Origin of the sequence: Modestobacter caceresii (assembly GCF_000761485.1) — a bacterium.
Taxonomy (GTDB): Bacteria; Actinomycetota; Actinomycetes; order Mycobacteriales; family Geodermatophilaceae; genus Modestobacter; species Modestobacter caceresii.
Genome location: NZ_JPMX01000040.1, coordinates 21,620 through 44,527 on the forward strand (window position 1 = coordinate 21,620; position 22,908 = coordinate 44,527).

17 protein-coding genes and 4 pseudogenes are annotated in these 22,908 nt (G+C 72.3%); 16 read left to right on the plus strand and 5 right to left on the minus strand.

Features of this window, described 5'->3' with window-relative positions; genetic code table 11:
• Positions 1-13 precede the first annotated feature (13 nt).
• The 7 genes from IN07_RS09835 to IN07_RS26940 all read left to right on the plus strand — a co-directional run bounded on the left by IN07_RS09835 (position 14) and on the right by IN07_RS26940 (position 12,115).
• On the plus strand, positions 14-2,482 hold the full coding sequence (locus tag IN07_RS09835; protein ID WP_036335495.1) for a beta-glucosidase family protein: 2,469 nt from the start codon (positions 14-16) through the stop codon (positions 2,480-2,482).
• A complete protein-coding gene (locus IN07_RS09840; RefSeq protein WP_036335496.1) occupies positions 2,479-4,023 on the plus strand; it encodes a glycoside hydrolase family 43 protein in 1,545 nt (514 codons plus the stop codon). The genes IN07_RS09835 and IN07_RS09840 overlap by 4 nt, the downstream gene beginning before the upstream one ends.
• A gap of 50 nt (positions 4,024-4,073) precedes the next feature.
• Entirely contained in the window at positions 4,074-6,491 is a 2,418-nt protein-coding gene (locus tag IN07_RS09845; RefSeq protein WP_036335497.1) for a glycoside hydrolase family 2 TIM barrel-domain containing protein, read from the plus strand.
• Positions 6,488-8,335: a glycoside hydrolase family 3 protein gene (locus IN07_RS09850; protein WP_036335498.1), complete on the plus strand. Its 1,848-nt coding sequence runs from the start codon at positions 6,488-6,490 to the stop codon at positions 8,333-8,335. Before IN07_RS09845 ends, IN07_RS09850 begins: the two co-directional genes overlap by 4 nt.
• The gene (locus IN07_RS09855; RefSeq protein WP_036335499.1) at positions 8,332-10,938 is read left to right on the plus strand and encodes an alpha-L-rhamnosidase; all 2,607 of its coding nucleotides are present in this window, start codon (positions 8,332-8,334) and stop codon (positions 10,936-10,938) included. Before IN07_RS09850 ends, IN07_RS09855 begins: the two co-directional genes overlap by 4 nt.
• Entirely contained in the window at positions 10,935-11,687 is a 753-nt protein-coding gene (locus tag IN07_RS09860) for an SDR family NAD(P)-dependent oxidoreductase (protein ID WP_036335500.1), read from the plus strand. The genes IN07_RS09855 and IN07_RS09860 overlap by 4 nt, the downstream gene beginning before the upstream one ends.
• A gap of 137 nt (positions 11,688-11,824) precedes the next feature.
• Complete coding sequence (locus tag IN07_RS26940; RefSeq protein WP_081975305.1) at positions 11,825-12,115, plus strand: tyrosine-type recombinase/integrase; 291 nt, start codon at positions 11,825-11,827, stop codon at positions 12,113-12,115.
• Here the strand turns inward: IN07_RS26940 and IN07_RS25160 are convergent.
• The 4 genes and pseudogenes from IN07_RS25160 to IN07_RS09870 all read right to left on the minus strand — a co-directional run bounded on the left by IN07_RS25160 (position 12,053) and on the right by IN07_RS09870 (position 14,940).
• Complete coding sequence (locus tag IN07_RS25160; RefSeq protein WP_156119113.1) at positions 12,053-12,406, minus strand: hypothetical protein; 354 nt, start codon at positions 12,404-12,406, stop codon at positions 12,053-12,055. The genes IN07_RS26940 and IN07_RS25160 overlap by 63 nt on opposite strands.
• Before the next feature lie 585 nt (positions 12,407-12,991).
• A complete protein-coding gene (locus IN07_RS26300) occupies positions 12,992-13,411 on the minus strand; it encodes a LuxR C-terminal-related transcriptional regulator (RefSeq protein WP_231558083.1) in 420 nt (139 codons plus the stop codon).
• Positions 13,377-13,610: pseudogene (locus IN07_RS26845) on the minus strand (response regulator); the annotation flags it as partial. The gene IN07_RS26300 and the pseudogene IN07_RS26845, both read right to left, overlap by 35 nt.
• 403 nt (positions 13,611-14,013) lie before the next feature.
• A complete protein-coding gene (locus tag IN07_RS09870; RefSeq protein ID WP_052091091.1) occupies positions 14,014-14,940 on the minus strand; it encodes a histidine kinase in 927 nt (308 codons plus the stop codon).
• 197 nt (positions 14,941-15,137) lie between these two features.
• Here IN07_RS09870 and IN07_RS09875 point away from each other — a divergent pair, with 197 nt between their 5' ends.
• Together IN07_RS09875 and IN07_RS09880 are read left to right on the plus strand one after the other, a co-directional pair.
• Positions 15,138-15,749 (plus strand): class I SAM-dependent methyltransferase, encoded by a 612-nt coding sequence (locus tag IN07_RS09875; RefSeq protein WP_036335501.1) that lies wholly within the window; start codon positions 15,138-15,140, stop codon positions 15,747-15,749.
• Positions 15,746-16,510 (plus strand): SNARE-associated domain-containing protein, encoded by a 765-nt coding sequence (locus tag IN07_RS09880; RefSeq protein ID WP_036335502.1) that lies wholly within the window; start codon positions 15,746-15,748, stop codon positions 16,508-16,510. Before IN07_RS09875 ends, IN07_RS09880 begins: the two co-directional genes overlap by 4 nt.
• 367 nt (positions 16,511-16,877) lie before the next feature.
• Here the strand turns inward: IN07_RS09880 and IN07_RS09885 are convergent, their stop codons facing one another.
• On the minus strand, positions 16,878-17,405 hold the full coding sequence (locus tag IN07_RS09885) for a hypothetical protein (RefSeq protein ID WP_052091092.1): 528 nt from the start codon (positions 17,403-17,405) through the stop codon (positions 16,878-16,880).
• Between the two features lie 383 nt (positions 17,406-17,788).
• Between IN07_RS09885 and IN07_RS26945 the strand changes: the two are divergent.
• From IN07_RS26945 to IN07_RS23930, 7 genes and pseudogenes are all read left to right on the plus strand, one after another.
• Positions 17,789-18,016, plus strand: a pseudogene (locus IN07_RS26945) (SDR family oxidoreductase); the annotation flags it as partial.
• Positions 18,017-18,219: 203 nt separating this feature from the next.
• Complete coding sequence (locus IN07_RS09895) at positions 18,220-19,293, plus strand: NAD(P)-dependent alcohol dehydrogenase (protein WP_036335504.1); 1,074 nt, start codon at positions 18,220-18,222, stop codon at positions 19,291-19,293.
• A 558-nt stretch (positions 19,294-19,851) separates the two neighbouring features.
• The gene (locus IN07_RS09900; protein WP_156119114.1) at positions 19,852-20,889 is read left to right on the plus strand and encodes a quinone oxidoreductase family protein; all 1,038 of its coding nucleotides are present in this window, start codon (positions 19,852-19,854) and stop codon (positions 20,887-20,889) included.
• Positions 20,890-21,118: 229 nt separating this feature from the next.
• Positions 21,119-21,417 (plus strand): annotated as a pseudogene (locus IN07_RS24620) (transposase); the annotation flags it as partial.
• A 504-nt stretch (positions 21,418-21,921) separates the two neighbouring features.
• Positions 21,922-22,167, plus strand: a complete 246-nt coding sequence (locus IN07_RS25165; RefSeq protein ID WP_156119115.1) for a hypothetical protein — start codon at positions 21,922-21,924, stop codon at positions 22,165-22,167.
• Positions 22,168-22,176: 9 nt separating this feature from the next.
• Positions 22,177-22,425: pseudogene (locus IN07_RS26950) on the plus strand (SUMF1/EgtB/PvdO family nonheme iron enzyme); the annotation flags it as partial.
• A gap of 224 nt (positions 22,426-22,649) precedes the next feature.
• Positions 22,650-22,907, plus strand: coding sequence for a formylglycine-generating enzyme family protein (locus IN07_RS23930; RefSeq protein ID WP_052091094.1), 258 nt, complete (start codon positions 22,650-22,652; stop codon positions 22,905-22,907).
• Position 22,908: the final 1 nt, after the last annotated feature.

Below are 22,908 nucleotides of genomic sequence, written 5' to 3' on the forward strand. Positions count from 1 at the left end.
AGAGAACGGACCCATGACCGACACCGCCGCACCCACCGACACCTGCCTCACCGAGGCACTGGCGACCCTGACCCTGGAGCAGAAGGTCCAGCTCCTGACCGGCCGGAACTTCTGGAGCACCTGGCCGATCGAGGAGATCGGCCTGCGCCGCATCCTGGTCTCCGACGGCCCCTCCGGCGTCCGCGGTGAGGTCTGGGACGAGCGGGACCCTTCGCTGAACCTGCCCTCGGCCACCGCCCTGGCCTCGGCCTGGGACCCCGACATCGCCCGCCGCTACGGCGCCGCCGCCGCGGTCGAGGCCCGGCGCAAGGGCGTGGACGTCGTGCTCGGCCCGACCATCAACCTGCACCGGTCCCCGCTGGGCGGCCGGCACTTCGAGTGCTTCAGCGAGGACCCGGTGCTCACCGCCGAGCTTGCCGCCGCCTACGTCACCGGCGTGCAGGACAACGGCGTCGGCGCCACCCCCAAGCACTACGTGGCCAACGACTTCGAGACCGACCGCTTCACCGCCGACGTCCGGGCCGACGAGCGCACGCTGCGCGAGCTGTACCTGCTGGCGTTCGAGAAGGCGATCACCGAGGCGCGCGCCTGGCTGGTGATGAGCGCCTACAACTCGGTCAACGGCGCCACCGCCACCGAAAACGAGCTGCTGGAGACCCCGCTGAACAGCGAGTGGGGCTTCGACGGCGTGGTCATCAGCGACTGGACGGCGGTGCGCAGCCTGGACAGCGCCCGGGTCTCCCAGGACCTCGTCATGCCCGGCCCGGACGGCCCGTGGGGCCAGGCGCTGGTCGATGCGGTGCGCGCCGGCGAGATCGACGAGGCGATCGTGGATCGCAAGGTGCTGCGGATCCTCACTCTCGCGCAGCGGGTGGGTGCGCTCAAGGGCTCGGAGTCCCGCGAGCCGGTCCTGGTGGAGGACGGCGTGGCCCTGGCCCGTGAGGCGGCCGTCGAGGGCACCGTGCTGCTGGAGAACCGCAGTGTCTCCGGGAACCCAGAGCTGCCGTGGGACGCCGGCACGCTGCGGAAGGTGGCGGTCATCGGCAACAATGCCTCCGCCGCCCGCACCCAGGGCGGCGGCAGCGCCACCGTGCTGCCCGAGTACACCGTCTCCCCGCTGGAGGGGGTGCGCGCGGCGCTGCCGGGCGCCGAGGTCAGCTACTCCGTCGGCGCGGTGGTGCAGGACGGGCTGGTGGAGCTGCCGCTGGCGGAGATGACCAATCCGGTCACCGGCGAACCGGGGCTGCGGGCCCGCTTCCTGGACGCCAAGGGCACCGAGTTGTTCGGCGAGGACCGCCGCAAGAGCATGCTGGTCTACTTCGGCGGCGACGCCCCCATCGCCGACTCGGCGACCTACGAGCTGAGCACCCGGCTGACCCCGGCGCAGTCGCAGACGGTGCGGCTGGGCTTCGCGCTGATCGGCGCAGCCCAGCTCTACGTCGACGGCGAGCTGCTGGTGGAGTCCGACCTCCAGCCCAACGGCACCGATCTGGGCGCGGCGTTCATGAACCCGCTCACCGCCTCCGCGCAGGTCCAGCTGACCGCCGGCCGGCCGGTCGACGTCCGGCTGGTGCTCGACCTGACCGCCAAGGAGGGCATGGCCGCGCACGCCCTGTTCCTGCAGCTGGGGACCGAGCCGGCCGAGCTGGACGAGGACGCCCTCATCGCCGAGGCCGCGCAGGCCGCCGCCGTGGCCGACGTCGCGCTCGTCGTCGTCGGCACCAACTCGATCGTCGAGTCCGAGGGCTACGACCGGGAGTCATTGTCCCTGCCCGGCCGGCAGGACGACCTGGTCCGCGCCGTCGTGGCCGCCAACCCCCGCACGGTGGTGCTGGTCAACGCCGGTGCTCCGGTCCTCATGCCGTGGCGGGACGATGTCGCAGCACTGCTGCTGGGCTGGTTCGGCGGTCAGGAGTTCGGCAACGCCGTCGCCGACGTGCTGCTCGGCGTCTCCGAGCCCGGCGGCCGGCTGCCCACCACCTGGCCCGCGGCCGAGGCCGACGTCCCCGTCCTGTCCTGCGCCCCGCTCGACGGGGTCGTGGAGTACAGCGAGGGCATCCACATCGGTTACCGCGCCTGGCTCAAGGCCGGCACCACGCCGGCCTACTGGATCGGCAGCGGCCAGGGCTACACCCAGATCGAACTCACCGGCGTCGAGGGACCGGCTTCCGCGCTGCCCGGCGAAGTCGTGACGCTGGACGTCGAGGTGGCCAACCGCGGCGAGCGCGACGGCAAGCAGGTCGTGCAGGTCTACGCCGAGAAGGCGGACTCGACGGTGGACCGCCCGGTGCGCTGGCTGGTCGGCTCCGCTCCGGTCCGCGTGCCGGCCGGGCAGATTGCGCGGGTTGACGTAGCCGTGCCCACCCGGTACCTGGCGTACTGGGCCGAGGGCTGGCAGTACGAGCTGGGCTCGTACCGGCTGCGGGTGGGCACCACCGCGGTCGACCTGCCGCTGGAGGCGACCCTCGAGGTCACCGCGTGACCCGGGGTCCCAACCCGCTGGTCCCCGGCTTCAACCCCGACCCCAGCATCGTCCTCGCCGACGACGCCTGGTACCTGGTCACCTCGACCTTCGAGTACCTGCCGGGCATCCCGGTGTACCGCAGCACCGACCTGGTCGAGTGGATCCAGGTCGGGAACGTGGCCACCCGCCCCGAGCAGCTGCTGATCGGCGAGGTGCCCACGGGCCTGGGCGTCTGGGCACCGACCATCCGGTACCGCGAGGGCACCTTCCACGTGATCGTCACCGTCCCCGGCAGCCCCAAGGGCTGCGTGGTCTACACCGCCACCGACCCGGCCGGGCCATGGGACGACGGCACCACGCTCGAGGGCGTCGACGGCATCGACCCGGACCTCGCCTGGTACGACGACGGCACCGCCTACGTCACCTACTCCGGGCTGGTGCTGGCCGGCCCCAACCTCGGTAAGCACCGGGGAGTGCAGCAGGTGCGGGTCGATCTGACCGCGGGCAAGGCACTGGAGGAGCCGCGGGACCTGTGGTCGGGCACCGGGCTGAAGTTTCCGGAGGCACCGCACCTGCACCGCCGTGGGGACTGGTGGTACCTGGTCATCGCCGAGGGCGGCACCGAGCGCGGGCACGGCGTGAGCGTCGCGCGCGGCCGGTCCCCGGAGGGCCCCTTCGAGGGTCACCCGGCCAACCCGGTGCTCAGCGCCCGGAGCACGCCCCGGCCGATCCAGAACACCGGCCACGGCGACCTGATCCAGACCCCGGACGGCGGTACCGCGCTGGTGCTGTTGGGCATGCGGCCGCTCGGCGGCACGGTGGCGTTCTCGCCGCTGGGCCGGGAGACCTTCATCACCGACGTCGCCTGGGTCGATGGCTGGCCGCAGCCCGAGCCGGTGGAGCTGGCGCCCCGCGCCGAGGTCGAGGAGACGGTGTTCGACTTCGCCACCACCGATTTGAGCGATCCGGGCTGGCTCGCCGTCCGCAGGCTGCCGACCGACGTCGCCATGGTCACCGGCGGCCGGTTGGCCATCACCGGCGACGACAGCACCCTCGCCGACACCCACCCCCGGTTCGTCGGCCGACGGCAGCGACACCTGACCTCGACCGTCGCCACCCGGGTCGACGTCTCCGCCGGCACCGGTGGGCTCGCCGCCCGCTACGACGAGCACTCCTGGTACGGCCTGGAGGCCCGCACCCACGGCGGCGGCAGCACCGTCACCGCCCGGGCTCGGGTCCCGGGCCTCGCCCAGGACTGGACGGCCACCCTGCCCGCCGGGGAGGTCGAGCTGCGGATCGAGACCCGGCCGCCGGCGCGCGGGTTCACCGTCGAGGCCATGGGCGGCGACCGCATCCGTCTGGTCGCCGCCGCCGGCGGCGAGGAGGTGCAGCTGACCGAGCTGGACGGCCGGTTCTGGACGGCGGAGACCTGCGCGTCCTTCACCGGCCGGGTGGTGGGCCTCTACGCCACCGAGGGGACGGCGACCTTCGCGGACTACCGCTACCGCGGCTCGGAAGAGGACACCCAGTACCGCCCCGGCGAGGTGGGCGCCGGCTGAGCCGGCGCCTCCCCGTCCTGCCCGCACCACCCCGAGGAGCTCGTACCCGCATGCGCCGAACCCCGTTCACCGCCGGCTGGCAGACCCGGCCGAAGGCCAACCCGTTCGCCGAGCTCACCGGCGGCGCCCCGCCCTGGGAGACGGTCACCCTCCCGCACGACGCCACGCTGGGGCGGCAGCGGGGGCCGGAGCACGGCGCGGCCTCCGGCTACACCCCCGGCGGCACGTACGAGTACCGGACGACGCTGGCGGCACCCGTGCAGTGGCGGGACCGCACGGTGCTGCTGGACTTCGAGGGCGTCTACCGTTCGGCGAGCGTCTACCTCAACGGCGCGCTGGTCGCGCAGCAGGCTGCGGGCTACACCGGTTTCGCCGTGCCGCTGGATGGCCACCTGCGGCCCGGTCAGGCCAACGAGATCCGCGTCGAGTGCCGGGCGCACGCCGACTCCCGCTGGTACGCGGGTGCCGGTGTCCACCGCCCGGTCCACCTCGTCGTCGGCCCGCTACTGCACATCGCCCTGGACGGCGTCCGGGTCACCACCCCGGACGTCGAAGGTGACCTGGCGCTGGTCGAGGTGGCGACGACCATCGAGAACGACGGCCGCGGACTGCGCACGGTCACCGTCGGCACGCAGCTGCGCGACGCCGCCGGCACCGTGGTGGGCACCGACCGGGTCCCGGTCAGCGTGCTGCCTGGTGAGCCCGCGGTCGTGCGCCAGCGGATCGCGGTGCGGGAACCGGCGCTGTGGGAACCGGACTCCCCCGCGCTGTACACCGCCGCCGTCGCGCTCGTCGACGGCGACGAGCGGATCGACGACGACACCGTCTCCTTCGGCATCCGCAGCCTCTCCGTCGACCCGCACCGTGGGCTGCGGGTCAACGGGGAGCCGGTGCTGCTGCGCGGCGCCTGCATCCACTCCGACAACGGCGTGCTCGGCGCCGCCGCGATCGACCGGGCCGACGAGCGCCGGGTCGAGCTGCTCAAGCACGCGGGCTTCAACGCGCTGCGCAGCGCGCACAACCCGATGAGCCGGGCGATGCTCGAAGCCTGCGACCGGCTCGGCGTCCTGGTCATGGACGAGCTCACCGACGTCTGGACCCAGGGCAAGACCGACTTCGACGCCGCACTCACCTTCTCGCACGAGTGGGAGCGTGACCTGGCGGCGCTGGTCCGCAAGAACGTCAACCACCCCAGCGTGATCATGTACTCGATCGGCAACGAGATCCCCGAGGTGGGCCGGCCGGCCGGCGCGTTGTGGTCGCGGCGGCTGGCCGAGCGGGTGCGGGAGCTGGACCCCACCCGGCTGGTGACCAACGGCGTCAACGGCACGCTGAGCACCCCGTTCGACCCGGAGACGATGGCCCTGCCGTCCGCCGACGAGGTCGGGATCAACACGATGATGGCCACGATGGGCGATCTCATGACGTCCATCGCGGCGTCGGAGGCGGTGGGCAACGCGACCGCCGAGACCTTCGGGGTGCTGGACGTGGCCGGGATGAACTACATGGACTCCCGCTACGAGGCCGACCGCGAGCGCTATCCGAACCGGGTCATCGTCGGCAGCGAGACCTTCCCGGCGCAGATCGACCGGCTCTGGCGCCAGGTACAGGACCTGTCGCACGTCATCGGCGACTTCACCTGGACCGGGTGGGACTACCTCGGCGAGGCGGGCATCGGGCGGGTGTCCGACGCCGAGGACCCCGCCGCGGCGCAGTTGGCCGCGCCCTGGCCGTGGCTGGCCGCCTGGTGCGGCGACATCGACATCACCGGGCAGCGCCGGCCCGCGTCGTACTACCGGGAGATCGTCTTCCGCCTGCGCCGCGAGCCCTACCTCGCCGTCGAGCGTCCCGAGCGGCACGGCCGGGAGCAGGTGCTCTCCCCGTGGTCGTGGACCGACACCGTGGGCAGCTGGAGCTGGACCGGCGCGGAGGGCCGTCCGGTCACCGTCGAGGTCTACAGCGACGCCGACGAGGTGGAGCTGCTGCAGGACGGCCGGTCGCTGGGCACCGCCCCGGCTGGGCAGGAGTGCCGCTTCCGGGCCACCTTCCAGGTCACGTACACCCCCGGCGAACTGACCGCGGTGGCCCGCACGGGCGGCAAGGAGACCGGGCGCACCACCCTGCGGTCGGCGACCGGCCCCATGCACCTCACCGCGACCGCCGACCGGGACGTCATCCGCGCCGACGACACGGACCTGGCCTTCGTCGACCTGTCGATCACCGACGCCGCCGGCACCGTCGTCCTCGGCACCGACCGGGAGCTGACGGTCGCCGTCGCCGGGCCTGCCGTGCTGCAGGGCCTGGGCAGCGCCGCGCCGGCGACCGAGGAGTCCTACCTCGATGACGTGCACGCCACCTTCGACGGCCGCGCGCTGGCCGTCGTCCGGCCCACCGGGCCCGGAGAGATCACCGTGACCGCGACCGCTCCCGGGTGTGCCTTGGTGACCGTCCGACTGGAGGCCCGATGAGCACCAACCGACGAACGGCGGTCTCCCCCGAGGGGATCCGCTTCCGCGACCTGGACGGCGACGGGGTGATGGCACCCTACGAGGACGCGCGGCTGTCGGCCGAGGAGCGGGTGGCCGACCTGGTCCCGCGGCTGTCGCTGGCCGAGAAGGCCGGCCTGCTGTTCCACACGATCATCGGCGTGGGCGATCCGGGCGCACACGACGTGCCGGCCGGGATTAGCCCCTACTCGCCCCGGGAGCTGGTCGGCGAACGGCTGATCAACCACCTCAACGTGCACGCGCTGCCCTCGCCGCGGGAGACGTCGCGCTGGGTGAACGCGGTGCAGGAGCTGGCCGAGCAGACCCCACACGGGATCCCGGTCACCTTCTCCACCGACCCGCGGCACTCGTTCACCGAGAACAGCGGCGTCTCTTTCGAGGCCGGGTCTCTGTCCCAGTGGCCCGAGGGCCTGGGCCTGGCCGCGATCGGCAGCGCCGAGCGGGTCCACGAGTTCGCCGATGTGGTACGCCGCGAATACCTGGCGCTGGGGCTGCGGGCCGCGCTGCACCCGCAGGTCGACCTGGCGACCGAGCCGCGGTGGGGCCGCCAGGCGCAGGCCTTCGGGCAGGACGCCGGAACCGCGTCGGCGTTCGTCGCCGCCTACCTGCAGGGCATGCAGGGCGAGCGGCTCGGGCCGGACAGCGTGGCCTGCACGACCAAGCACTTCCCCGGCGGGGGCCCGCAGCTCGACGGCGAGGACCCGCACTTCCCCTACGGCCGGGAGCAGGTGTACCCGGGCGGCCGGTTCGCCGAGCACCTGGAGCCGTTCCGCGCGGCGATCGCGGCCGGGACCAGCGGGATGATGCCGTACTACGGGATGCCCGTCGGGCTGCACCTGGACGGGGAGCCGGTCGAGGAGGTCGCGTTCAGCTTCAACCGGCGGATCATCACCGACCTGCTGCGCGAGGAGCTCGGCTACGACGGCGTCGTGCTCACCGACTGGGGCCTGCTCACCGACGTCGAGGTCTTCGGCAAGCCCTTCCCGGCCCGCGCCTGGGGCGTGGAGCACCTGTCCCCGCTGGAGCGAGCGGCCCGGATCCTGGACGCCGGCGCCGACCAGTTCGGTGGCGAGACGCGCACCGATCTGGTGCTGGAGCTGGTGACCAGCGGCCGGGTGGAGGAGGCGCGGATCGACGGTGCGGTGCGCCGCCTGCTGCTGGTGAAGTTCTCCCTCGGCCTGTTCGACGACCCCTACGTCGACGAGGACGAGGCCGAGCGCGTGGTCGGGGCCGCGGAGTTCCGCGCCGCCGGGCACCGCGCGCAGGCCGAGTCGGTCACCGTGCTGGGCAACGACGCGGTCCTGCCGTTCCCGCCGGGCGGACGGCTCTACCTGGACGGCATCGACCCGGCGGTAGCAGCCGGGTACGGGGAGGTCGTCGACGACCCGGGCTCGGCCGATCTGGCCGTCGTCCGGCTGCAGGCACCGTTCGAGCCGCGGGACGAGTACTTCCTGGAGGCCATGTTCCACCAGGGGTCCCTGGACTTCCCCGCCGAGGTGGTCGAGCGCATCACCGCGCTGGCCGCCCGGGTGCCCATGGTCCTGGACGTCACGCTGGACCGGCCTGCCGTCCTCACCCCGTTCGACGGGGTGGTCGCCGCGCTCACCGCCACCTTCGGCACCTCCGACGCCGCACTGCTCGACGCGCTCACCGGCCGCATCGCCCCGTGCGGGCGGCTGCCGTTCGAGCTCCCCCGCTCCATGGACGCCGTGCGGGCCAGCCGCTCCGACGTGCCATCGGACACCGCCGATCCGCTGTACCCCCACGGGCACGGCTTCGATCTGCAGGGACACCCGGAGCAGTGACCGATTCGACCGTCACCGTCGTCCGGCTGCGGACCGCCGACGACGCCGGCCTCGTCGCCACCGCGAGTGCGCAGCCCCGGCTGTCCTGGTCGCTGGCCGCCGACCGGCCGGGCGTGCTGCAGCGCGGCTACGAGGTGCAGGTGGCCGCCGACCCGGGGTTCACCGACCCGAAGTCCAGCGGCGAGGTGCACTCCGACGTGGTCGTTGATCATGACTGGCCGGCTCCGCCGCTGGCCAGCCGCCAGGTGGCCTTTTGGCGAGTCCGCGTCCGGACCGACGCCGGGTGGACGGCGTGGAGCCGGCCCGCCCGCGTGGAGGCCGCGCTCCTGCTCGACGCCGACTGGACCGCCCGGCCGGTGACCGTGCCCAGTGACCGCGGGCGGGCCGAGGCAGGGCCGGTGCCGCTGGTCCGGCGGGAGTTCGAGCTGACGGCCGAGCCGGTGTCGGCGCGGCTGTACGTCACCGCGCTCGGCGTGCACCGGACCTCGCTGAACGACCGCTCGGTCGGCGACGAGCTGCTGGAGCCGGGCTGGACCAGCTACCCCGGCCGGCTGCTGTACGCGACGCACGACGTCACCGCCCTGCTGCAGGCCGGCCGCAATGTGCTCAGCGCCGCGGTCGGTGACGGCTGGTACCGCGGCAACCTCGGCTGGGAGGGCGTGCGCAACTTCTACGGCGACGCCTTGGCGCTCCTCGCCCAGCTGGAGGTGACCTGCGCCGACGGCAGCACGGTCATCGTCGGCACGGACGCGAGCTGGCGCGGCGGGTACGGCGCCGTCCGGGCTGCCGACCTCTACGACGGGTGCGACGTCGACCTGCGCGCGGAGCCGGCCGGCTGGCACTCCGCAGGCTTCGACGACACCGGCTGGGAGGCGGTGGACACCCTGCCCCTGCCGGAGGGGCTGGGTCAGCGCGCCCATCCGCCGGTGCGCGTGCTGGAGGTGATCGAGCCGGCGGTGACGCCCCTGCCCGACGGGATCCTGTCGGTGGATACCGGGCAGAACCTGACCGGCTGGCTGCGGCTGCGGGTGACCGGCCCGGCCGGTGCCCGGGTGACCGTACGGCATGCCGAGGTGCTGGACGAGCGGGGTCGGCTGATCACCACGCTGCTGCGCTCGGCCCGGGCCACCGACAGCTACGTGCTGGCCGGCGGCACCGTGGAGCTCGAGCCGGAGTTCACCTTCCACGGTTTCCGGTACGCCGAGATCGAGGCCGCACCGGAGGTGACCGTGGACCGGGTCGAGGTCGCCGTCGTCGCGAGCGACCTGCGGCGCACCGGCTCCGATCCCCGGGTGGACCAGCTGTTCTCCAACGTAATCTGGTCCCAGCGGGACAACTTCCTGTCCATCCCGACCGACTGCCCACAGCGGGACGAGCGGCTGGGGTGGACCGGCGACATCATGGCCTTCGCGCCGACCGCGGCGGCCAACTTCGACAGCCGGGCCTTCCTGGACAGCTGGCTCACCGATGTCGGCCTCGAACAGCGGCCCAGCGGTGGGGTGCCGATGGTGGTCCCCGACTGTCTGAGTTTCGAGTTCCCCGCGCCGCTGCCGAAGGCCGATGGAGCCGCGGGCTGGGCCGATGCGGCCACCGTCGTCCCCACCGCCCTGTTCCGCGCCGCCGGCTCTCGCGACCTGCTGCGCCGCCACTTCCGGCTGATGCAGCGCTGGGTCGACTACGTCGCCGGGCTGCTGGGCGAGGACGGCACCTGGAGCGGGTACATGCAGCTCGGCGACTGGCTGGACCCCAACGCGCCGCCGGAGCAGCCGTTCCGGTCGATCACCGACTCCGACTACGTCGCGACCGCCTTCGTCGCGCACAGCGCCAGGCTGCTGGCCCAGGCCTGCCGGGAACTGGGGGCCGACGAGGGCGCACAGCGGTACGCCGCCCTGGGCGACCGGGTCGCGCGGGCGGCCTGGGGGAAGTGGGCCGAGCACGCCCGCACCACCCAGACCGGCTGCGCGCTGGCCATCGAGTTCGGTCTCGCCCCGGCCCAGGAGCGGGCCGGTGTCGGGGAGGCGCTGGCCGCGCTGGTGCGGGCCAACGGCGGCCGGGTCGGCACCGGCTTCCTCGGGACGCCGTTCGTGCTGCCCGCGCTGACGGCGACCGGCCACCTGGGGGCGGCTCACCAGCTGCTGCTGAACGAGGACTGCCCGGGCTGGCTCTACCAGGTCGGGCACGGTGCGACCACCACCTGGGAGCGCTGGGACGGCATCCTCCCCGACGGCACGGTGCACCCCGGCGACATGGCCGACGGGTCGGCGATGTCATCGTTCAACCACTATGCCTACGGGGCGGTGGCCTCCTGGCTCTACGAGTCCGTCGCCGGGCTCGCACCGGCCGCGCCCGGCTACCGCGAGATCCGGATCGCCCCCCAGCCCGGCGGTGGGCTCGCCCGGGCGTCGGCGGCCATCGAGACCGAGTACGGCCGGGCATCGGTGGGCTGGTCGCTCACCGGCCCGGTCCTGACCGTCGACGTCGAGCTGCCGCCGGGCACCACCGGCCGTTTCACCACCCCGGCCGGCTGGTCCTCCGCAGAACCGGTCGCCGAGCTCGGCTCCGGGCACCACTCGGTCGTCCTCACCCAGGGAGCAAACACGTGACCGGCCGCCTCACCGGCAGGACTGCCCTCGTGACCGGCGCCGCGGCCGGCATCGGCCGGGCCGTCGCCGACCGGTTCGTCGCCGAGGGAGCCCGGGTGGCCTACGCCGACCGGGACACTGCCGGTGCCCAGGCGGCGGCCACCGCCGCGACCGCCCGGGCGGTGCCGATGGACGTCACCGACGAGTCGGCTGTCGTGGCCGGCTTCGCCGCGCTCGCCGCCGACGGCTGGGTGCCCGACGTGGTCGTGGTCAACGCCGGGGTGCAGCTGTTCGGCCAGGACGCCGAGATCGCCGACCTCGACCTCGACGTGTGGCGCCGCACCCACGAGGTGAACCTGACCGGAGCGTTCCTGTCGATGAAGCATGCCGTTCGCGGGATGCTGACGATCGGCGGCGGGTCGATCGTGCTCACCGGCAGCCCGACCGCCGTGCGTGGCGAGGGGCGCGACTTCATTGCGTACGCCTCGTCCAAGGCCGGCATGCACGGGCTCGGTCGCACGGTCGCCGCCGCCTACGCCGACCGCAGCATCCGGGTCAACACGGTGGTGCCGCCCTACACCGAGACCGGCCTGGTCAGCACCATCGCGACCGACCCCGCCGCCCGGGCGGCCATCGTCGGGCGCATCCCGATGGGCCGGCCCGGCACCGTGGCCGACCTCGAGGGCGTCTACGTGTTCCTCGCCAGCGATGAGTCGACGTTCGCCACAGGGGGCACGTTCGCCGTGGACGGCGGGATGACAACGCTCTAAGCCACGACGAACTACCGGCCCGCGCGGTCGGCGGTCGCCATGAGTGGTCAACGACTGTCCCGCGCCGGGTCTGATGGAGCCTCCACTAAACCCGGGACAGGACGCCAGCAGCAGGAGCGGCGGGCGACCGGTGGCAGCTGGGTGGTGGAACAGGGGCTCGTCTTCACCACCGAGATAGGCACTCCCCTGGAGCCGCGAAACGTCCTGCGCCGGTTCGAGCAACTCGCCCGAAGGGCGGCCTTGCCGGGGTCAGCCTCCACACACTCCGGCACACCGCGGCCAGCCTGCTCCTGGCTGCGGGCACGCACACCAAGGTCATGCAGGAGCACCTGGGGCACTCGTCGTATGCGATCACCGCGGACCATCTACAGCCACGTCACGCCGGCACAGCAGCGAGAGGTCTTGCAGTCGACCCCCATCGGCCATGAGTACATCGAGATCGTCGAGCAGGCGTAACTGGCAGGTGTTGTCGAACCAGGCGAAGGGCGCAGTGACGGAGTCGCCGCGCTGGACGTGTCGGATTCCGAGCCGACCTCCGCGACCACGCCGATGAATACGTCGCCCATCGGAGTGCCCTGCTCAGCGGCGGGCATGGCGTGGCAGCGGTACAGGCCAGAGCCGCGGACACAGGCACGGACGACGCGGACCAGCGCGTCGGTTGACTGCTCGACCTTCGGATCGGGCGAGTTCTCCACGCGGACGTCGACGGCGCCGTCCATGACAGTTGCTCGCGTTATCCTGCGCCTTCCTGTTGGAGTCAGCGACGGACGGAGCTGCGTAACGGGCCGCGACGGCGCCCGACATGGCTGCGACGGGCTTCTCCAGCGTGAAGCGCACATAGAGGTGCAGTTCGGCGAGACCGTGCTGGTGCTGGGCATCGGACCGGTTGGCCGCATGGGTGTGGCCGGGGCCGCCCTGCGTGGCGCCGGACGGATCATCGCGATGGCTCGCGCCCTCGAACCGTAGAGCTCGCGCGTCGTTACGGCGCCACCGACGTCGTCGACTACGAGGAAGGGGACGTCGCTGCCCGTGCTGCCCCCTGACCGGCGGTGAGCCGGTCGACACCGTGTCGATCGCCAGCGGCGGTAGCGCCACCGACGCCTTCACGACCGCACTGACCGCGGCCAATTCGACAGGCCACGTGGCCTGTGTGGCCGACTCCTTCGACGATACCGTCACCGTGCCACTGGATTTGTCGGACTTCGGGGTGATGAAGAGTTCATCACCGGGGCGCCCGTCAACGACTGCCGCGATCACCTGGAATGCGGGCGTTCGTCGAGGACGTTCACGCGGTGGCGGCCGCGTCAGTCAGCGGTGTGCGGGTCCGCCTCGGGCACCAGGTTTTGCCGAACCGCCAGGATCGCCAGGTGCACGCGGTTGGGACTGCCGGTCCGCTCCATCAGGTTGGCCACGTGCGTCTTCACGGTCGTCACTCCGATGTGCAGGCGCGCGGCGATCTCCAGGTTGGTCAGTCCGAGCCCCAGGCAGCCGAGCGCGTCGCGTTCGCGCTCGGACAATTCCGGCAGCGCGGCGCTCAGCGGTGTGGCGCTCGTCCGGGAGCGGACGGCGCAGTCTACGAGGCGGCGCAGGACCTGGGGGCTGTAGGCGTTCTCCCCCCGCTGCCGCCCGTCGAACGGCAGCGAGCAGGTCTTTCGGTGCCGCGTCCTTGGTGAGGAATCCGCAAGCCCCGGCCGCCAGCGCCGGATAGAGGTGATCGTCGTCATCGAAGGTGGTGACCACGCCGATTCGGCTCGTCGGTCGGGCCTGCAGAATCAGCTGCGTGGCGGTGGTGCCGCCCATGCCAGGCATCCGCAGGTCCATGAGGACGACGTCCGGGACGAACTCGTCGGCCAGCCGGACCGCCTCGCTGCCCGTCCGTGCCTCACCGACGACCTCGATGTCCGGCTGCGCCTCGCACAGCATCCGCAGGCCGGCCCGGATGAGGTCCTGGTCGTCGACCAATAGGACGCGGATCACCGGGGCGCGGACGCAGTCGCCGGAGACGGACGGTGCGCCTCGGCCGCCGTCGGCTCCTCGAGCGCGCGCACCAGCGAAGCACTCGCCGTGTCGCCGTCCAGTGGCAGCTCGACAGCCAGCCGCCAGCCGGAACCGACGGGACCGGCGGACACGGTGCCGCCGCGCAGGCCGACGCGCTCACCCAGCCCCGTGAGGCCGTGACCCGGCGGTGAGCCGAGGTAAGCCAACTCGGGTGCGTTGCCGGTACCTCCGCCACCGTCGTCGGTGACCAGGACGTGGACGGCACGGTCCCGGACGTCGACCTGGGCGACGGTGCGAGCGCCCGGTCGCGCATGCTTGGTGACGTTGGTCAGGCCTTCCTGAACGATGCGGAGCACCGTGAGCGCGCGGACGGCGTCGACCTGGGCGACGGCCGCATCGACAGTTCCCTCGACCGCGAGCCCCGCAGCCGAGGTGCGGTCGAAGACCGACTGCACCAGGACGGGAAGATCCGCAGGGTCGACCAGGTTCTGTGCCAGGGGCCGCCCGGCTGTGCACCGGCTGTCGGGTCACGCAGCACGGTGACCAGCTCACGCAGGTCACCCAGTGCGAGGGTCGCCGCCTCGTGGACCTCGTCGAGGACGGTGACCACCCGTGGATCGAGGTCGGAGATGACCTCGCGGGCGACGGCGGTCCGCAGTGCGATCGAGGCGACGTGGTGGCCCACCAGATCGTGCACCTCACGCGCAATGTCGGTCCGCTCCGCCAGTCGCACGGCGCGCTCGCTCTCGAGCCGCCGTTCCTCCGCCGCCCTTGCCGCGGCGCGCGACTGACGGAGGGTCTCGGCCACCGACCGCAGCAGTGCGCCGAGCAGCAGAGGCGCCACGACGACGAACGTGATGCGGTGCGCCAGGAGGTCCAACGACGCATCGTTGATCCCCAGGAGCCAGACGCACACGGCGGCCAGGGCGGTCGCACAGGCCAGCGCCAGCCGGGGCGGCCTGCGCACCGACACCTCGAACAGGGCCACCGTGGCCAGTATCTTCACCGGCATCGGCGGCGCGACCGCCCAGACCTCCGCGCCCGCCAGGAGAGCGGCTTGCGCTACCGCGACGGTGGCCGGCGCACGTGCGCCGAGCACGGTCAGCACGCCGGCGACCATGGCGAGCACCCAGTCCCGCTCCGTCGCAACGCTGCTGCCCGCCGTCAGGAGGCAGCCGACGCCGACCAGGGGACCCGCGAAGCGGACGGCCGCCCAGCGGCCGGTCACCAGGCGCTCCGAGCGGACGGGATTCACCGCACAAATTCTAGGCGTCCGACGACCGGCGCCCTCCTGCCAAAGGGGGACGCCGGCAGGTCGAAGACACGAGTGGGCCCGGCGCGCCGGCCGCAAGGTCCGGCTGCTCGGGTGAGGCTGGATCCGGATCTGTCGGAAACGTAGAAGGCCACTCCCCACCACGCCATTTCTCGACGGAGGCTCCGTGAGCACCCTGGGTGTTCCTCCAGGAGTTCGTCCGGGCACCGCTGCGCACCGCGTCGGTGATGCCGAGTTCCCGGGCCCTCGCCGCCCGCATGATCGAACCCCTCCAGCGGTCAGCCCGGGACGCGCAGGATCCCCCGGTCGTCGTCGAACTCGGCCCGGGCACGGGCTCCTTCACCGCCGCGCTGCACGACGCGAGGCCGGACATCTGCTACCTCGGCATCGAATTAAACGACACTATGGCCGACCATCTGGCCACTCGGTTTCCCGGCATCGACCTGGTCCATGGGCCGGCGTCCTCCCTCTCCCGCGCCTTGGCCGACCGCGGCCTGGTCGGGGCCGATCTCGTGGTCAGCGGCCTCCCGTGGCAGGCCTTCGCCGGGTCCGCCGGCACCGACCTGGTCGCCGACATCGCCTCGAACCTAGCGCCGTCGGGCGCCTACATCCAGTTCACCTACAGCTGGAGCCGCTGGGCCCCGCCCGGCCGGCGGCAGCACCGGGAGCTCCAGCGGTTCTTCGGATACGTCGAGCTGCCGACCACGGTGTGGGGCAACCTGCCTCCGGCCGTCGTGTATACGGCCACCGAGCCCCGGTGGGTAGACGTCCCCGAGTCAAACACCCGATGAGCACCTGGCTCGGGGACGTGCCCGCGGCAGCCGCTCTCGCGCTGATCGCCGTGCTGCTCGTCGCGGAGGCGGGTCTCCTCGTCGGCGTGGTGATGCCCTCGGCGTCGCTGGTGCTCGGGCTGGGCGTGCTGGCGGGGGCAGGCTCGATCCCCGTTCCCGCCGCCGCGCTCATCGCCGCCGGGGCGACCGTTCTCGGCGCGGCTCTGGGACACCGCACAGCGGCCCGCCAAGGTGCACGCTCGCTCCTGCCGGGGTCGTGGGTGCTCGGCCGGCTTCTCCCCGCCTGGGCCGCATCGGTGGCCGACCGTCTGTGCGCGACGTGGGTCGAGGCCGTCGGCCGACGACCGGTCCGGACAGCGGTCACCGCCCAGTTCGTCGCCGGCGGCCGCACGCTGGCCCCCCGCATCATGGCGCAGGCCGGAGTGCCCCTGACCACCATGCTCCGCGGGACGCTGCCTGCCGCGCTCGTCTGGTCATCGTCGCTGGTCACGGCAGGAGCGCTCGCTGCGGCCGCCCTGCCGTACCTCCGCATCGCCTTCGCGGTGGTCGGCGTCCCGGTCGTCGTCGCCGCCACGCTGATCCTGGCCCGTCGTCGCGCGACACCGCCGTTCCCTCCGCGGGTTGCGCGGGCGCTGTCCGGCGTCGAGGCACTGCCTGCCGAGCGGACTGGGCGACATCGTCAGGCGGGGCGACCGCGGTCAACGACGACCACGCACGACCTCGTCGCCGCACCCCGGGCGGCGCTGCCCGGACGCGCCTGACAAACGGACTGCCGGCCGTTCATCCGCTGACCGTCTGAAAGAGTTGATGGCGGTCGCCGCGCACGCTCGAAGCTGCTCAGTTGCGTCTCGTCGAAGGTGCCACGTCCAGGCGCCCGAATCTGCGACACCTGTAAGGCCCCGTCGTCCCCGCGCCATCCAGAAGAGAGCACCCGACCTGACCACCTGGACGTCTGGCGTACCGCCGCCCCTCGAGGGAACGATGCGGCCGTGTTTGAGACCGTGCGCTCGGCAGTCCTCCACTGCTGACCGCCCCGTCCCGCCGGCGACTCCACCGGCAGCCCCGGCCTGCCTGCCAGGGCCGGGACGGCGGCATCGACGAGTCGGGGTGTGCTGTGGACGGCCTGCGCTACGTACTAGGGCCGGTGACCGGCCGGCCAGCCAGGGCGGTGACCACCTCGACGGCGGCGCCCCAGAACCGCTCGTAGTGGTACGGATCAGCGTTGCGCTGAGTCCGGTGCGCAGCGATCGTCGGCTGCAGCGCCTGCCAGTCGGGCACCCGCTGCAGCGCCTGGAAGAAGTTCGTAGCGCTCGTGGCGGGGTCCATCCGGTCGGCGTACGAGCCCCAGGCGCCGTTGGCCCGCTGCTGGAACAGCCCGCGGGAGTCGGGCCCGACGGCGTCACCGCGGTCGAGGACCCGCAGCGAGGACTCCCCCATCGCGGTCATCACACCGATCGTCTGCGCGCAGGTGTCCAGCCCCAGCGCCTGCCCGGCGTTGACGATCGAGGCCGCGTTGACCAGCTGCTCACCGCGGTACCCGGCGACCGGCCCGCCCGGCACGTCGGCCAGGTCGACCCGCACCCCGGGCTCGGCCACCGAGCACTCCGCCGAGCGCGAGCGCTCGGCGGACCCGTGGTCAACGACCAGGAAGATCACCCCGAGAAGCGACAGGGCAACCAGGGTGGACGCGAACCACGAGCGCCATGGCAGAACCACCCTCGCGCCGGCGTCTTCGCCACGACCCGCCAACCCGCACCCGCTTCCCTGCTCACCGTGCTCGACACCACTCCAACGCACGGAACGCCGATCCAGTCCCCTGCCCGGTGAAGCACGCAGCCCTCGATACACGAGCCAGTAGCTGCAGCCGCAAAGACCGAGAAGAAGCGACGCGCCGACCGCAGGACGGACGCCGGACAGGAGCTTCAGGCTCGGCGGCAAGGACACGATCTTCGCCGTGCAGTCAGCTCTGCCGCTAATGGGCGGAGGCGCCTGGAACATCGTCAACACGTTCATCACGAAAGAGACGGGAGTCGAAGGGGCGGCCGCATACCTGGAGCGGGGTCGTCGAGGAGATCGCGGTGAGTCGCATCGGTCAGCCGGAGCACATCGGCAACGCCGTCGTCCTGCTCGCACTTGATGCCACCCGCTCTGGCACCGGCAGAGAGTTGTCCGTCGACGGTGGCCAGGGCCAGGTCAACGTCGGCCACAACTGGGTCCGCAGGGTAACGGCGGAGACGTCGAGCTCAGTACACGGGGGGTCCGGTTGAAGACCGCGTGGCCGTGGGCCGATGCTGCGCCAGGGGGTCGTGCCGATCCCGGCACTGACAGTGCCCCCCACCTGCCGTGTGACCGGAGCGCCGCCGGGGATGACTGCAACCGTCCGTGGTCGTGCCGGTGCGACGACGCCCGCACTCCCGGCCTCTCGACGTCGTCCCCGGTCCCTCGCGGACCCTCACCGACAGGAGCCACCGTGCCCGCGAACATCGGCTACGCCACCCCCGACGCCAGCAGCCCGCTCGCCCCGCTGGAGTTCGACCGTTCACCGGTCGGACCCGAGGACGTGCTGATCGACATCCGCTACTGCGGCGTCTGCCACTCCGACGTCCACCAGGCCCGCGACGAGTTCGACGGCGCCCTGGCCACCACCTTCCCCTGCATGCCCGGCCACGAGATCGTGGGCATCGTCGCCGAGACCGGCTCCGCCGTCACCCAGCACTCCATCGGCGACCGGGTCGGCGTGGGCTGCCTGGTCTATTGGGGCGCTGAGGACCAGCGCGGCGGCACCGACGAGCAGTACCAGAACCCACCGGCGGTCTTCACCTACAACGCACCCGACCCCCGAACCGGCGAGATGGCCTTCGGCGGCTACTCCGACCAGATCGTGGTCAACGAGCACTTCGTCCTGCGCATCCCCGACTCCCTGCCGCTGGAGAAGGCCGCACCGCTGCTGTGCGCCGGGGTGACCACCTGGTCACCGCTGCGGCGCTGGAACGTCGGCGCCGGCCAGGTGGTCGGTGTCGCCGGCATCGGCGGCCTCGGTCACATGGCCATCCAGCTGGCCAAGGCACGCGGCGCCGAGAAGGTCATCGCCCTCACCACCACCCCGGACAAGAAGGACGAGATCCTGCGCCTCGGCGCCGACGAGGTCCTCGTGATGAGCGACGAGGAGGACGCCGAAACACACGCCGCGTCCCTCGACTTCCTGCTCTCCACCATCCCGACGCCCTTCGACATGAACCCCTACCTCGCGCTGGTCAAGACCGGCGGAACGCTGGCCACTGTCGGGATGCTCGAGCCCAGCTTGCCCGGGGCCATCGACTTCGGCCCTGTCACGATGCGGCGCATCACGATCGGCGCGTCTCTGATCGGAAACATCGCCGAGACCCAGGAGGTACTCGACTTCTGCGCCGAGCACGGCATCACCGCCGACGTCCAGGTCATCCCGGTCCAGCAGATCAACGAGGCCTACGACCAGATGGTGGCCAAGAACGTCCTCTTCCGGTTCGTCATCGACAACGCCACCCTGCGCACAGCGGGCGCCTGACCGCGACGAGGCACACCCAACCGTGACCAGGCGCATCTCGCCCCGGCCCGGCCACGCTGCGAAGGAGCCGGGCGACCGCGCTCCCTCGACAACGGTCCGCATCCAGCTGGCCATCGTCCTCGGGGCGGTGCTCGGGTCGGGCGCGAGCGTCACGGCCGGGACGGAGGCCCACGGTCCGTCCCGGTCGGCCCGAGACGCTGGCGTCGCGGCGGTGCTGGCGTTCGGCGACGTGGGAGCCCTGTCGGTCGCTGTGGCCGGCGGAGCGCCCCGCCGGATCCTGGGGACGACGGCCGACGCCATCGGTCGAGCGCAGGCCCTGACACCGCAGGCCACCGCTCCCTCACCCCGAGGAAGCCCGGGAGCGGACGAGCAACAGCACCATCGTGAGGTCACCGCGCTCGGGCGTGCGGGCGACGGAACCAGGCCGGCACTGAACCCGGCCGTCACCATCCTCGACTCGTGCTGCCCCATGCCGTCTGTGACGCTGAACCGATCACGAACTAGCGTCATCCGTGGGTCCTGTCTGCGGATGACATCGCGGGGTTGCGCTGGACCCCTGTGAGCCACGGCGCATCGGCAGGCGCTCGCCTACAAGCAGCCCTTCACCACCACGCCATCCCCGTTCCAATGGAGGAGTACGTGAGCAGCACCATGCGTGCCTACGTGAGCACTGACGCCGCCCCCCTGATCCTGACCAACCGGCCAGTCCCGGCACCCGGCCCCGACGAGGTGCTGGTCCGAACTCGTGCGGCATCGCTCAACAACGCCGACCTCACCGCCTCCGGCGACGGGAACATCGCAGGCTTCGAGTTCGCCGGAGAGGTGGTGGAGGTCGGCTCGGACGCACCCGCGCACCTCCGCGGCGCCCGCGTGATGGGCATCGCGGCCGGCGCCTTCGCAGAGGTCGTGGTCGCTCACCACCGGCACGTCGTCGTCATGCCGGAAGCCCTTCCGTTCGACGAGGCGGCCACTCTGCCCACCGCGTTGGCCACCGAACACGGCGCTCTCACACTCGGCTCCGTGGGACCCGCGACGTCTGTGCTGGTCACAGCCGCGAGCTCTGGCCTCGGCCTGATCGGGGTGCAGGTCGCCAAGGCCCTCGGAGCCGCGACCGTCGTGGCCACCACCCGCTCGCCGGGCAAGCGCCCCCTCCTCGAGCGGGTCGGCGCCGACGCCATCGTCGTCACCTCTCGCGAGGATCTGGCTGCCGGCACGAGGGATGCCACGGGCGGCGACGGCGCCGACGTGGTCCTCGACCACGTCGGCGGGGACCACCTGGCCGACGCCCTCGAAGCGGCGTGCGATGGCGGTGAGGTGATCAGCGTCGGGCGCCTCGGCGGCGCCCGAGCCAGCATCGACCTGTTCGTTCTCGCCCGCCGCCATGTCAGGCTGCGCTCCGTCTCCTACGGTGTGACCCCACCGTCGGTGCTGGGGGACCTGTTCGACGCCCTGGCGCCGGTGGTCCTCCCCGCCGTCACCGACGGGCGGATCCGCGCCATCATCGACCGCTCCTACGACTTCGACGAGGCCCATGCGGCCCTCGAGCGGCTCGCCTCCGGTCAAGCCGAGGGCAAGGTCGTGCTCCACCTCGGCTGACTGTGAGGTTGGCCGGGTCGGCTCATCGGTGATGGGCTGACGGCTGGCAGCAGCGGGCGTGACCCTTCGTCTGACTGGCTTCGTGCCTTTCGCCTGACTTGTCCGTCTGCTGCTGCCGGCACCGGCCCGGCCGGAGACGTTGGCCTGATCAGGAGCTTGACCGCCAGTGGCTGCTGGCGTGTCTCATTACAGTCCTGCCATCTCCGCACCGGACCGGGACCTGCTGCGTCCGATCGTCGCGGCCACCGTCCTCACCGCCTGGTCCCACCCCGGGCGCTGCCGCAGCGACGCGGCGTTCGCGATGCTCGCCGGCACCGCCCCCATCCCGGCCTCGTCAGGCAAGACGGTGCGCTACCGGCTCAACCGCTCCGGCGACCGCCAGCTCAACCGCGCCTTGCACACCGTGACCCTCACCCGGCTCCAACGCGACGAGCGCACCCGCGCCTACGCCGATCGCCGCCGAGCCAAGGCAAGACCGACCGCGAGATCAAACGCTGCCTCAAGCGCTACATCGCCCGAGAGCTCTAGCGACGACTCGAAAACCCACCCGCTGCCCTTGACGCGGCATAGGAGCGTCGGGGCGGACAGCTACCGCGTGGCGCCTGGAGACGGTCCTCCGGGCGCTGGAATAGTGGTCGTGGTCAGCCTGGTCTGAGGCGGAAGTTGCGTTGTCAGATCGGATGACGGCGGAATCCGATGCTCTCGGAGGCGTAGAGCCCGACGCGCAGGTGGTCCCTCCCCAGCCCGCCGGCGGGGGCGGTGCAGCGGACCAGGCCCAGTCGCGGCCGGACGACAGGACCAGGCCGGTGCTGCCCAGCAGGTCAGGACACCGACGCGTTGACAGGGCCGGTAGCCGCACGCGGGCTCCGTCGTCCCTGAGGGAGGCACTGGCTGTCCCCGGGACGGGAGGTACTGCCACGCGAACGCCACGGCGCGTTCGCTGGTCCTCACCCCGGCTCCTGCCGTCCGCACCGACCCCGGTCGGGTCGACGCGCAGGAGCCCGAGCCTCCGTCCGACGACGCTAGGAGAGCATGACGACCGACGACCCGGAACGTCGCCCCGCCGTTCCGACGCGCGCCGGAGCACTGTGGGGCGCCGGCCTCGCGCTGGTGCTCGTGGCCACCGGCGGTCTCATCCTCGTCGACCGCGACCGCGACTCCCGCGCACAGGCGGGGGCAGCGGCCCCGACGTCGGCCCGGGCTGAGCCGGCGCAGCCTTCGTCGCCCGTGGAAGGGTCGGCGCCCGGCAACCCCTTCACCAACAGGGTCCGCACGTAGTTCGTGCCCGTGCGGACGGGACGCTCCCTCATGGGCTCGACGGACGACGCCACTCGGGCCGACGGCACCGAGAAGCCGCAGCACGAGGTGACCATCAGCAGACCGTCCCACCTGGGCCGCTCCGAGGTGACGCAGCAGCAGTGGAAAGCCGTCATGGGCTCCACCCCCTACTCGCTCGACCGCTCGAACCCGTACTACGACCTGCCCGGCATGGCTGAACGGATCACCGGCCGGATCACCCCGCGACGGTGTCGTAGGACGACGCGCAGACCTTCTTCGACCGCCTCAACGCGCTGGAGGACGGCAGTCGCTACCGCCTGCCCACCGACGCCGAGTAGGAGTACGCCGCATGCGCGGGAACAACCACCGCCGACTCCTTCGGCGACGACCAGGGTGATCTCGACCGTCACGCCTGGTACGGCGAGGACTTTTCCTCGGGCGGCACCCATCCGGTCGGGAGCAAGCTGCCGAATCCGTGAGGGTTGTACGACGGGCACGGGAACGCGTGGGAGTGGGTTCAGGACTTCTTCGACCCGGCCTACTACCCCGTCAGCCCGTCCGTCGACCCGACCGGCCCCGACCGGGGAACCGAGCGCGTGGTGCGCGGCGGCAGCTGGCACGTCACGGCGGACGACTGGCGCAGCGCCTTCCGACGCGGCTGCGCGCCCGACTACCGAGGTATCAGCATCGGCTTCCGCCTGGTGCGGACGGCCGACCAGCCCGAGACCGGAACTGACTGAG